Origin of the sequence: Corynebacterium sp. c24Ua_83, from assembly GCF_039907245.1 — a bacterium.
In the GTDB taxonomy this organism is placed as follows: domain Bacteria; phylum Actinomycetota; class Actinomycetes; order Mycobacteriales; family Mycobacteriaceae; genus Corynebacterium.
Window position 1 is genome coordinate 17703 of the sequence record NZ_JASBOI010000021.1, and the last position, 11453, is coordinate 29155.

Annotated in this window: 10 protein-coding genes and 1 pseudogene; 3 read left to right on the plus strand and 8 right to left on the minus strand. The window is 57.6% G+C overall.

Annotated elements, in window-relative coordinates; all coding sequences use genetic code 11:
• Positions 1 to 8: 8 nt before the first annotated feature.
• Entirely contained in the window at positions 9 to 1400 is a 1392-nt protein-coding gene (locus tag QKE30_RS09820; protein ID WP_347934692.1) for an ATP-binding protein, read from the minus strand.
• A gap of 245 nt (positions 1401 to 1645) precedes the next feature.
• Between QKE30_RS09820 and QKE30_RS09825 the strand changes: the two genes are divergently transcribed.
• The gene (locus QKE30_RS09825) at positions 1646 to 2329 is read left to right on the plus strand and encodes a TetR/AcrR family transcriptional regulator (RefSeq protein WP_239200978.1); all 684 of its coding nucleotides are present in this window, start codon (positions 1646 to 1648) and stop codon (positions 2327 to 2329) included.
• An 8-nt stretch (positions 2330 to 2337) separates the two neighbouring features.
• Here the strand turns inward: QKE30_RS09825 and QKE30_RS09830 are convergent, their stop codons facing one another.
• The 5 genes and pseudogenes from QKE30_RS09830 to QKE30_RS09850 all read right to left on the minus strand — a co-directional run bounded on the left by QKE30_RS09830 (position 2338) and on the right by QKE30_RS09850 (position 6399).
• Positions 2338 to 4257, minus strand: a complete 1920-nt coding sequence (locus QKE30_RS09830; protein ID WP_239200976.1) for an alpha/beta-hydrolase family protein — start codon at positions 4255 to 4257, stop codon at positions 2338 to 2340.
• A gap of 14 nt (positions 4258 to 4271) precedes the next feature.
• The gene (locus QKE30_RS09835; protein WP_239200973.1) at positions 4272 to 4532 is read right to left on the minus strand and encodes a hypothetical protein; all 261 of its coding nucleotides are present in this window, start codon (positions 4530 to 4532) and stop codon (positions 4272 to 4274) included.
• Positions 4533 to 4696: 164 nt separating this feature from the next.
• Entirely contained in the window at positions 4697 to 5422 is a 726-nt protein-coding gene (locus QKE30_RS09840; RefSeq protein ID WP_239200971.1) for an anti-sigma factor, read from the minus strand.
• A pseudogene (locus tag QKE30_RS09845) lies at positions 5419 to 6014 on the minus strand (sigma-70 family RNA polymerase sigma factor). Before QKE30_RS09845 ends, QKE30_RS09840 begins: the two are co-directional and overlap by 4 nt.
• A 34-nt stretch (positions 6015 to 6048) precedes the next feature.
• Positions 6049 to 6399, minus strand: a complete 351-nt coding sequence (locus QKE30_RS09850; protein ID WP_239200969.1) for a hypothetical protein — start codon at positions 6397 to 6399, stop codon at positions 6049 to 6051.
• 313 nt (positions 6400 to 6712) lie between these two features.
• Here QKE30_RS09850 and QKE30_RS09855 point away from each other — a divergent pair, with 313 nt between their 5' ends.
• Positions 6713 to 6982, plus strand: coding sequence for an antitoxin VbhA family protein (locus QKE30_RS09855; protein ID WP_239200967.1), 270 nt, complete (start codon positions 6713 to 6715; stop codon positions 6980 to 6982).
• 134 nt (positions 6983 to 7116) lie between these two features.
• Here QKE30_RS09855 and QKE30_RS09860 read toward each other — a convergent pair whose 3' ends face one another.
• Positions 7117 to 8847 carry an RNA-binding domain-containing protein gene (locus QKE30_RS09860; protein WP_239200965.1) on the minus strand — a complete coding sequence of 577 codons (1731 nt, stop codon included), beginning with the start codon at positions 8845 to 8847 and terminating at the stop codon, positions 7117 to 7119.
• Between the two features lie 351 nt (positions 8848 to 9198).
• Between QKE30_RS09860 and QKE30_RS09865 the strand changes: the two genes are divergently transcribed.
• Positions 9199 to 11100 carry a hypothetical protein gene (locus QKE30_RS09865; RefSeq protein ID WP_239200963.1) on the plus strand — a complete coding sequence of 634 codons (1902 nt, stop codon included), beginning with the start codon at positions 9199 to 9201 and terminating at the stop codon, positions 11098 to 11100.
• Between the two features lie 163 nt (positions 11101 to 11263).
• On the opposite strand, the gene QKE30_RS09870 is transcribed toward QKE30_RS09865, so the two are convergent.
• Positions 11264 to 11453, minus strand: a 190-nt coding sequence (locus tag QKE30_RS09870) for an integrase core domain-containing protein (protein WP_347934693.1), incomplete at its 5' end; no start/stop codon positions are given.

Consider the following 11453-nt stretch of genomic DNA (forward strand, 5'->3'; position numbering starts at 1 on the left):
TTTCCTAGCTACCTAAGCGGCCCCTTTACAGACCACACGGCACGCGGATCGCGCGGTCCATTTCCACGCCAATGAACCAGCCCAGCATCACGCATGGCCTGCAATGCACGGCGCACTGGCGGGGCCGACAAGCCCAGCGCCTCGGCAACATCACCCGTGGACATTGGCCGACCACTCATTTCTAGAGCAGCAAGCACATCCTCGGAATGACGAGGGAGACCACCCAGCACTTGGGCGTCTAAACGCTGTGTTGCGTTCAATGTAAGAACTACGCTGCCACTAGTTTGCGTATATACCGGATCAGCAAACCCAACCCGCCGCATACTTGCAAACATACGTCGGATTCCCTCACCCAGTTCCTGGCCAATGCGGAGCTCAGCGGTTACTCGCGCAATCAGAGGGTTGCGCGCAAAGCGGGCAATGGACTCCGGTTTAGTCGGATCTACAAGGCCGGGGAAGCGCCCCGGGCTAGAGACCTCAATCCGGCTCGGGAAAATTTCGAAACGAATGTGATCCCCGACCATGCTGTACGAGCGATGCACCACCGCGTTGACCAACCCCTCAAGCCAAACGTCGTGAGGGATAAGGTTCTCATCCTCGAAAAGACCCGCGCCGGTGAGCCGTCGAGTATTTGGCAGCATTCCGCTAATTGCTTCCTGAGCTGCTTGAATCTGTTGCGGTATCGGACCATCAAAACGCTGGTCATCCATCAACTGCTGCATCTGGCCAGGCAATCGCTCGTCCTCGCCAAAACGTAAAACCCGGATGTGTGCGTTCGGGAAGAACTCTTGAGGATTGTGCCCGAAAAGCAATATCGCAGCAGCACGTGGCCTGCCGTCCCGGTCAATCAGGTTGCGCGCCTTCAGAGCATCTTCGGCACTCGAAGAACCAATGGTCTCGGCATAAGTCTCAACCAGATCCATGTTGAGGTCGTTCGGGGTAGCGTTCGCGGGAACCGTGGCATCGTATTGCTGCTCACCCTTGGTGTAACGAAGCTCCAGAATGTCATCAGCCCTCAAGTGCTTCGTTTCATCACCCACTCGCAAGAAGCAGTCCCCTGACTTCAGGTAATGGACCCGCTCACTGGGCAAGACGTGGAAAAGATACACCTGCGTACGATCATCCACGTCGCACAACTCGATCTGGACGCGAACCGTCGGATCCGTGTGATCCAACGACGTCTGCCGCAGAGCATTGTCTTGGGTAGCGGTCGGCTTTCCTTCGAATTGCCGGTCCGAAATGCCAACCGCAATTACGCCGCCCTCAGAATTGGCCATGCCGACAATTGTCTTAGCCAAGTCCTTCGGCTTAATGCGGAAAGATTTGCGCTCGAACCACTGGTCTTCGGGGAACTGCAGAAGCTGGTTCGGCTCCTCGTGGAAATCTCGCTGCACACTCACAATCTAACATTCTACTCGAAATATTTTCGAGTACGTTGTTTATCGCAGGTCAGAGGCTCGAAATTTGTTTCTAGTAGGTTTCGAGTACGTTTCGAGTAGCTTTCAAGTGGCTTCTTTCGCAACCTTGGAAGCCGATAGGTTAGCCTGAAAGAAAGCTATGCTTACCCGCAATAACAGCGATGCTGAGGCGGGTGTGGTTGGAACGGTGGGCGTCACCAAGAGAAGAAAGAGGAGTGAATCCGCGCGTGCGAGCAGGCGAGCAACACATCGATACCGCCGCGTGGATGCAAGCCATCTTCAACCGCAGCGAGCAGGCCGGCACGCGCCGCGAGCGGACTAAACAGGCGCTACTGCACGCCGGCATCGAGCTGATCGCCGAAGAGCAGACCGATCTTTCTATCCTGGCGATCACCCAAAAGGCCGGGGTTTCCAACGGCAGCTTCTACAACTTCTTTAAAGACCGCACGCAGTTCTTCGACGCGGTTGCAGAGTACGCGGTGAACAACCTGGCCAGCATCTTTGACCTGGCGGCGGACCAGGATCTGGACTCGATCGACGCGGCGGCGACGAACATCCGCATCCTGGCGTATGCGCACCGCCTAGTACCGACGCTGTCGAAGTCGATTGTTCGCCGCTCCCCGGACTTCTACACCATGCCCAACGAACTGGTGCGCAAGCTGCGCCAGCGGATCAGCGCGGGCGTGGACGACGGTTCCTTCCACGTGGCCAGCACCGAAACGGCTGCGGCGATTATCTTCGGCGCCAACGCGATGCTAGGGCAGCGTCTGCACGAGGATCCGACGTTGAACAGCAGGACCGCCGGGGACGACCTGGCGCTGGATCTGCTGCGCATGCTGGGGGTAAGCGAGGAGCGCGCCCTGCAGACCATCGCACGGCCGATCGACGAATACCTGACGCCACCGCAGTAGGCGCGGGGCTAGTCCTCCCGTGCCACGCCGAAGCCGAAGCGGTCGAGGAAACGGTCTTCCTCCCGGCGCGTGTCCCGCGAATGCTCCGTGATCCAATCCGTAATGCGCTGCTGCAACTCCGGATTCAGGGGCGCGCGCACCAGGTCGGGGCCTAGGATTCGCTCCCAGGTGGGAACCATGATTCCGCGGTAGTTATGGCCGTGACCTGCGGGAGTCTGCTTCGAGGTCAGCATGTCCATGGCCACCTGCCAGCCGGTAGTAAACGGAATCCAGCGGAGTTTATGCACTACATCGTTGTGCTGGGTGGCCGGTGCGGGCACGCCCCGGGCGCCGGGTTCGCGCAGCCAGTCTGGTTCCTTCCAGAACAGATCGGCATCCCACCACACGATCGCATCGGAGGCGTGCTGCACCACAGCCACCCGCGGGTGCTGCCACGGCTGGCCGTACTCCTGGCCGCGCCAGTCGCGGTCCAGGTGGTCGGCGTGGCTGATGAAGCGCACGTGCTGGCCTTGGTCGTACAACGGTAGGCGCTCTGGCGAGCCTTCGCTGCGGTAGGTGGTCATGTCCCGGATCATCTTGGTAAAGCGTGGTGCGCCGGACAGCACCGCCCCGTCCACCTTTGCCAGCATGTCCTCCAGCCCGTCGAAGGCTGCTGCCGTGCCATACGCCCCCAGGGATTCGCCGGTCACGAACACCTTTGGTGGGTTGGGCATGCCGTCTAGCAGCTCAAACACGGCGTCAATAAGTAACTTGGCAGCGCGCACCGGGGTATCGCGGTCAAGCACATAGGCGACGGGCGACTGCACGTAGGAGTACTGCATCGCCACGTTCACGCAGTTGCCGCCCGTGAGGAACTCGACGGTATCCAGCTGCCAATCCGGCACCCATCCCGTGCCGGTGGAGGTGTGGATGACGATAGCCGAGCGGTGTAGGGCGCCGGTCCGCAGCAGCTCCCGTTTCACCAGATCAACGATGCTTTCCAGCGTGCGCCCGGGGGCCAGGCCGCCGTAGATGCGGATCGGCTCGTGCACGTCATCCAGGCCCGTGACCTCCGTGATGTCGCGCGCCCTGGGGCCACCGCCGACTAACACGCGACCTTGGGCGCCCAGGGAGATCCACCTTTCGTGTGACCACACCGAACCAGAACGCTCGGGCTCCCACGGCTGCTGGTAACCCCAGTACACGCGACGGTTTACGAGCTCGGCCTTCTCGTTGAACTTCTCGAGGAACTGCCGTAGCAGGATCTTGTCGGAGATGAGGTAGGCGATGACGCCCACCGCCCCAGCAGCCACAGGCACAGCTACGGGGGCGGGGACGAACCGACGCAGCGAATGCCGAGTGAGGTCGAAGCTGGACTGTAGTAGCTCGCCGAGCAGCAAGAATGCGCCGTAGCCGAGGGTGCTGACGGCAATGCCAACGAAGGCGGAGGGGGCGCCGAGACGCTGGCTGTTCACCAGCGCAGCGGATTCGCCTTGGCGCTTGTAGAAGCGGTAGGCCGCGACGGCGGTGGCCAGGGTGAATGCAGCGTGCATGGCGCGGTAGGCCTCGCGGTAGCCGGGCTTGTTCACGAGTTCCCGCAGGTCCAGACCGGCGGCGCGGAAGGCGGGCAGAACTGCGCTGGCGATGATGGTGCCGTTGAAGTGCCCGACCGCCTGGGACGTGGAGGCGTTACCGGCAACGGCCCACCAGGGGTGCGGTAGCAGAGAGGGCGAAAGGGCATTCCACATGCCGATTTCCGCCCCGATGATGGCGAAACCGCGGCGGGGATCCAGGGCATAGCGCCTGTTCAGGCGCACGCCTGGGAAGAGGTTGGCGTAGAGGTCAATTGCGCCGGCGGCGGCGCGGAAGGAGTAGGACAGCGTGGTGAGGGAGGCCCACTTCGCCCGCCGCTTTAGGCCCGGGAGGATTCTTCGCCGCAGTTTATGCATGGGTGGAATGGATGCTAGTGCTGGGCTCCACGCAGGGTGGCATGCGTGACGTAATACTCTTCGTAGTCCCGTAGAGTGCGGGCTTTCTCGTTAAGGCGGGCCATCACGGCTTCGCGGGCGCTTTCGCGGTCGTTGTAGAAACCCAGCGGGTCGCCGACACGGACTTCCTCGCCACGCTCCACCAGCATGTACGCCTTACCTTCAGGGCCATCGATGGTTTGCGGCGTCCCGGTGAAGGGGTCGGTGTAGCGATACGTGGTGGTCGTGCCGGTCATAAGTCGTGGGGCTCCCTGGGTTGGGGTTTGCGGTTTGATTGGGCTCGCTCATTCCACATTACTTGCAGCGGCCAGGGCTGATCCACACAAAAGCGGGTTTAGCACCCCGGCAGAAGGCGGATCCGCATCCAGGGCAAGAAGTTCGCTGTGGAGCCCGAAGGGAACTAGAGCTTCCCCTCGGCCAGCACGGTCCCACCCGGCGTATCGCTGCCGTCCATCGGCTCCTCGGTGACGCGCACCATCATCGTGTCCGCCGGCAGCGGCATCCACACGTTGTCGTGCGGATCCTGGCCAATCACGCCGGCCGATCGGGCGGCGCCGTTTTCGTTGATAGACCACACCTGCGCGCCCATGCCGTCCTTCAACACTGGCGCGCCGTTGACCATCGCCCCACCGGAATCCATCTCCGCCGAGACCACCACGTCCAACGTCGAACCGTCGGCCTTCAGCGACACGCTGCGCACGTCACCCATCGCCATGATGGAGTGCATGTGGTCTTCCGCCTCCGCACCCTGCATGGGCTCCTCACCGTTCGCACCCTGACCAGCTCCTTCAACGGACTGGTTCGTGTTGTTCTCCGCAAGGTCGGCATTCTCGCCGCCACCCCACAGCCCGCTGGTGGTGCCCACGATCCCCACGCCTGCCAGTAGTACAACTGCAGCAGCCGCGGCAAAGGCAGCGCGTGCGAATCCACGGCGAGTCCCGCGCGTTTTCGACAAAGGCACAACGTTATCCGCACCAGCCTCTTCACACGGCGCGACCTGCGGATACTCGCCCGAAGCGATCGCATCCATAATGTTCGACTTCAACTGCGGCGGAGGCGCCACCGGTCCGGCCAAGTCCGCCAGGTCGGCTTCTAGCTCGCCGAAGTCCGGCTTCTCGTCTTTCATCGGGCACCCCCTTCCGCCAGTGCGTCACGTTGTTCTTTAAGGATCTTCTCTAGCTTACGAAGCCCATCACGCACGCGCGTCTTCGCAGTTCCCAGCGCTACGCCGGTGGCTTCAGCCAGCTCCGCGTGAGTCATATCGCCGAAGTACGCCAGCAGAATCGCGGTCTTGTGCGGCTCGCCTATGATCTCCAGCGCGGTCCGCACGGCGTGGCGTTGTACATTCCTTAAGGCCTCGTCTTCCACGCTTTCTTTTTTATTGACGCCACCAGGAAGGCCTCCCGGTCATCCCGTTTCATAGTGGCGATGGCGCTTCGAACCCGGTCAATGGCGCGGAGCCTCGCCCGGCGGAGGATCCATGATTTCGCCGAGCCTTTGGCCGGGTCGAAGTCTGCAGCGTGCTGCCACACCTCGATGAAAACTTCCTGGGTGACTTCCTCCGCCTGCGCTTGGTCGTGGAGAATTTGCAGCGTGAGGCCCAGGACATTCGGGGCGATGTGGTCGTAGAGGCGTGCGAAAGCCGCCGCATCACCCTGTTGGGTGAGCAGCATCAAGCTCTCGAGGATTTCTCTATCGACGATGGCCACCGTTTTCATCGTAGCGCCCCGGGGCCTACGACCTGCTCGTCATCTACTGGTTCTGCTTTCCCTGCAGATCCGGCATCATGCTTTCGTCGGTCTCCATCATGTTCTCGACCTTGTCTTCCATTTTGCCGTCCATCTTGTTGTCCATCTTCTCGGACATGGCGGGCTTATCCGGCATCATGCTCTCCTCGGTCATCTTCTCTTCGGTCATCTTGCTTTCACTGGTCATTTCGGAAGAAGTGGTTTCGCTCATCTTGGAATCCGCAGCGTCATCGTCCTCGTTGCACGCAACCAGGCCCAGACCCATCACGCCGGTCAGAGCTACGGCCATGGCGGCACGGCCCACAGAGAATCCGGCTGCACGGTTAGCTGCAGAGTTGGTCTTGCGAATCATCATTTGTACTGCTCCTTCGGGTTAGCGATCGTTTTCCACACGACCCCGTCGCAGGGCCGCTTCATTGGTACATACGGCGCCCTCCCCCACGCCGGATTGGGAGTTTTCGAGAATTCTTAAATTCCCGAACACTTGCCAAGAGATGCCCCACCAGTTCACAGAAGTGCAGTAAGGCAAACAAACGTTTGATTACCGAGCAGATAGACCACTTTAGATGTCTTACCCCGTCGCTACAGTAAGTACTACATCCACCGAAGATGCCTAGGCATTTGCCCACCGTAAACAACTCAACAACATATCGGAAGGGACACAGACCATGACCCCCGACAATCGCACCGAAGATCAGAAGGCTGCTGCCGTCCGCGCCTCCATGACGATGGCCGGATACACCATGACAACCCGAGACGAAGAGGATGTCCGACGCATCCTCCGAGGAGAAATCACCGGCGACGAAGCTGTACTGGAAGTACTGGAACGACACGGTTTGGGCGACAGCGAACGTGCCCAGGAACTCCGCACACGCATCGCTGAGAGCAAGAAGGAAAGCCAAACAGGCAAGAGTGATGACCTAACGGACAATGCGTAGAACTTCCCTGCCTAGCCGTCTCCTCAAGGATTCCGACTTTGCATCAAACTGAGAATCAAAGTGTCAAACTTTGAATGAAAGTGCGACTTTCAACGAATCTTTTCATAGTTTCATTCACACTTAGACTCCAACCGCTACTCGCGGCTGTAAACCGTCGCTTTTCGTCCCTGACCCCCGACCATGGACACGTATCCCTGTGCGAGGAGTGGATCAAGTGCGTAGCGAACCTGCGCAGGAGACAGACTTGTCCTATCCTGCAACTCCTTCATTGTCGCCGATCCGTTCAAGCCAATGGCTTCATAAACTTTAGGAACGTTCTTTCCCAAGGATCGTAGAATCTGCTCGTCCGTGCTCTTACGACGCGCCTTATCGCCAGTACCGGTCTCCTCTCCGACGGCGTAATAGACGCCGTCTTCGTAATTAAGGAACTCATCATCCGAGAGCTGATCAAGCATCCGTCGACATGCTCTCTCGCCTAACGGGGCGTACATCTGCACGATGCGCTGCCGCGTCGCCCCGCCCTGACTACGTAGATTCACCAGTAGATCTTCCTCAATCGGAACGAGACGCCGCTTTCCTTGTCGTTGCAGATCCTCGAGCCATTTATCCTCGATCTCACTGAAACGTGAACCACGGGGAAATGACACTTTAAACGTGACACCGGTATCGATGAACTGCGGCTTTGGCAAACGAGCTTCCCTCGTAGCAGTGAGAATCTCTTGAATTCCACCACCCTCACCCTCGATGACGCGCTCGCCATCCGGCGTCCTTAGATAGCGTGCAATCTCATAAAGCCGCTTGTTTACAGGAGCTTTGGTCAGCTCCGGGCTTTCCAGCTGGGATGCGGATAATCCACGCAAACCACCCGGGCTGACCACTACTAGCATCTTTTCCGTAATTCGAACCTCTACTTTTTTGCCCACCTCCACGGATGGCCCCAAATCCCGGTGAACCAGGGCATTCGCCAGCACCTCTCGGATAGCCGAAGGCGGAAACTCCGGTTCATCGACAAGATGGCCAATTTCCGTATACCTGCTCACCGTGTCCGAGTTTTGCCTGATCCAGTTCATAATCTCCACAAGCATCTCCGGCAGTGGACCTTCGATCTCCTTGAGATTTTTATGGCGCCCTATTCCATCACCTCGAGCTAACCTCACCGCAACAGTTGCGCCAAGAGCAGGTTCAACTGACTGAGGCAGATAACCGAGCGCATACAAACCCCCCAAACGAAGATTGCCCTGGTTATCGGTTACGTTAGAAATATGGAGCAACTGTGAGTCATCGTCAATCCTGGATAGGCGAGTTCTAGACTGACGCACCGATTCAATAAAGCTCCTTAGCACTTCGCCATCGAGCACACCAGTATCGGTTCCATGAACAATCTGAAAATCGAAGTGCGTTTGCTGGCTAGCCGTTAGCGCAGAGAGCTCTAGCATCTTTAGATCGTTAGAGTTCATCTGATAATCGCCGTCAGCTTGACGCAGGTACGCCTTGTTCTTGAACCTTGCCGGTTTCTCTGTCGGTGTCAACGGCGTGACTTCCACCACCAAAACGTGTTTTCCGTCAATAATGTGGTGAAAGAACTCAAGCTGCGGGGCCGGCTTCACTGAAGACCGGCTGACCGATGCGATCGCCTTCTGCATTTCCGCTGGGTTATCAATACCGGTGACTTCAAAACCTTTTCGCTCGCTAACGCCAAGAATAATCGCGCCAGCTTGCGGCATATTGGCGAATGCGCATAGCGTCTCACCGATGTTCTCCGGAACACCTCCTGCCGCGGTTTTACATTCAACAAGAGTCGTGTCGTCCCCGAAGGCACGGAGCTCCCTGATCATTTCCGCAAGACGTTCAGCATTCCAGCTCATGATGATCAGTTTAGATCAATTTTCACACTTTCACTACCTGCTAATTCACAGTTTGAACCTCAAAGTGCGAATTAAAGTGTTAAACAATTAGCAGTTTCACACTTTGATTTATGAGTTTGGACTTTAACCCTTAACCCGAAAGCGCTCTGGACACCACAGATACAAGAAGGGTTAATAGACAAAAAGGGATGCAGACGGAGGGTTACAGCACGTACATATTGCCATAAATCTGCTCATCCCGTGAGCTGGCGGAATCTAGTCGATGTAGATGTTATTGACGAACGAGACTGGCCTGGAAAGCAAGAGAATATTAAAACACTCCACTGCAAACCAAAAGGTTAAACTGGCGAAATGACCATGTCAACTGACTATGTGCGCTGGATTGGAATTGCAGCGTGGACCAGTGGTTTAGCCATCCCACGAAACTGCCAGGCGTTGGCTGTTCTTCCGGGGGATTCTCCCAGAAGAATCTTAATCCAGAGCGCCGGGGGACGCGCCACAACATTCGAGGACATTGAGCGCGAGTACACACATATCCAGTGGTTGCTAGCTGGAGCTCCTAGTGATGAATCTGTGCTGAATTATGTGTACTACCAGCAGCTCTGCTTAACGCATTATGAGCTCCTCGACCATGACTTCGCCATCCTGGATGTCAGCGATAGCGCGTGCGGGAGCAAAAACTACTCCTTCAGGCAGTCGTCTGCAGCTGATCGCCGCCCCGACTACAGTCCCAAGGAAGCATTGGCCGCAGCTCAGCGCCTCAGCAACTCCGCGATAGGATCGGCTCTTTCAGAACATATTCCTGCCTGGAATATGGCCGAGTCATTAGGGCTGCTAGCTCTTGCTGTTCGTGAATACTTCACGGGCGCGGTAGTACGGAAACTTACTCGGAAGTATGTAGAGGATCTTCGTTCGGATTCTCTAAACACCCAGGAAGTTCTCGGTTGTGGCCGCCTCGCCTATAGTGTGGCGTTTAAAGTTAATGATGACTCTGCAACCACCGCTCCGGTGATCACCCTGCACGTTCAGGAAGATGATCCTCTTTTCACAGAATCTGTGTTGAGGCACATCGTTGACCGGGCACAGGCCTTCGCTAGCGCATGTGGAAGTGGCGTTCATTGCGAGTCAGTATTCCACAACATCATTTTCCACCAGGCGTTCCCTAGCACCGTCCATGAACCGGATGCTGAAGAAACACCAATCATCCTGTACCGAATCCCGCTCAGCGCTGAGCTTCTCCCTGTCCAATCCTTAACGCAGGTGTTGGGTGACAGCGCCGCCCGCACAGCCGATAACGCACTGAGAGAGCCTCCCCAACGGAGTTTGCTAAGTATTCGTCGACTCCCAGATAGCGGCATCATACGGGTACGCAGCTTCATCCCAGGAACAAGCATCGTCGATCGTGCAATTCACCGCGGCGGCTATCTCGCATCCTCGGAGCTTGTTTCTAAATTACAACAGGAAAAGGCGATGGCTGATCCTGATTGTCTCGCCGCAGCTGTAACACCGACGCTGATCTGGGAATCTCTCAGCACTTGGGGTCTCGCATCCGACAGCACCGCAGGTTCAGTGTGTTCCGTGCTTAGCGTGCGCGCCAATAGCACCTCCGCTGTGGAAGGTTCCATTCATCAACCACTGTTGACAGTTGAGGTCGATGAGCAGGCGCCACTCGGCACCGTGGCACATGACGTGTGTGATGTTCTCGGTGACCTGGGCATCGATTCCTTTACGGACTTCCCGATTGAGTTACTGTGGCTCGATCCACCGAAAGAGGCCGGCGTCAGCACCTCCTCTCCCAACGCTGCACCCCCACAGGCCACGTCGCTGGAACTCCCCATCTTATGGCCCCGTGCGTTAGGGGCACGATCAATAGCTGCCACAAATCAGGCACTCGCGCTCGCCGCCGTTCGCCGTGCTCTGCGCCACTGTTGCACCAAAGGCCTGTCATGGATCGGGGTAGCTCATGCTAGAAAAACCTCTGCCAGTGGGAGGCATCTGATTAGGGTGGCGGTCGCGTTCGAGTCTGAATACGCAGACAAAGTGGCCGTCAATCAGGAATTGACCCTCGCAGTGAATGCGGTTTTTGCCGAAAACTCTATCGGTCCACATGTCACGTGCGAGGTTATCGATGCTAACCAAATAACCGACGTTTCAACATGGGTCACGGCGGCTGGGTACCATCCCGTTACTGGTTTCCTGCCTGCATATATTCAGCTTGAACACCTCAACACCGGCTATCCACCAAATTCTTGATCGCTATCACCCGAGGTTTGATACCCATGCTGGGGTGGTCTGAGAATTAGGTTCAGTAGGCTTAAGCCACTGCCTGCTGCTTTTTCTTCCAATTCTCCGCATACCTGCCCGGGCTGAGATAGCCCAACACCGAGTGCGGATGTTCAGAATTGTACCGGCGCGATCACCAGTCAACCATGACCCTGGCGTGGGTGAGGTCCTCAAAAAGATTATCCTCACGTAACTCGTCGCGCATCCGGTTATGCAATGACTCGACAAACCCGTTATGCCATGGTTGACCCGGCGAGACAAAAGCCATGAGCGCCTCATGCTCACTTGGCCCAGTCCCGCAAGCCACGTACCATGCCCGACGG

Bases quoted from the DNA above. Each gene is read 5' to 3' on its own strand.
- QKE30_RS09830 (WP_239200976.1), bottom strand. From the start codon at position 4,257: ATGCATAAACTGCGGCGAAGAATCCTCCCGGGCCTAAAGCGGCGGGCG.
- QKE30_RS09835 (WP_239200973.1), bottom strand. From the start codon at position 4,532: ATGACCGGCACGACCACCACGTATCGCTACACCGACCCCTTCACCGGG.
- QKE30_RS09840 (WP_239200971.1), bottom strand. From the start codon at position 5,422: ATGAAAGACGAGAAGCCGGACTTCGGCGAGCTAGAAGCCGACCTGGCG.
- QKE30_RS09850 (WP_239200969.1), bottom strand. From the start codon at position 6,399: ATGATGATTCGCAAGACCAACTCTGCAGCTAACCGTGCAGCCGGATTC.
- QKE30_RS09855 (WP_239200967.1), top strand. From the start codon at position 6,713: ATGACCCCCGACAATCGCACCGAAGATCAGAAGGCTGCTGCCGTCCGC.
- QKE30_RS09860 (WP_239200965.1), bottom strand. From the start codon at position 8,847: ATGAGCTGGAATGCTGAACGTCTTGCGGAAATGATCAGGGAGCTCCGT.
- QKE30_RS09865 (WP_239200963.1), top strand. From the start codon at position 9,199: ATGACCATGTCAACTGACTATGTGCGCTGGATTGGAATTGCAGCGTGG.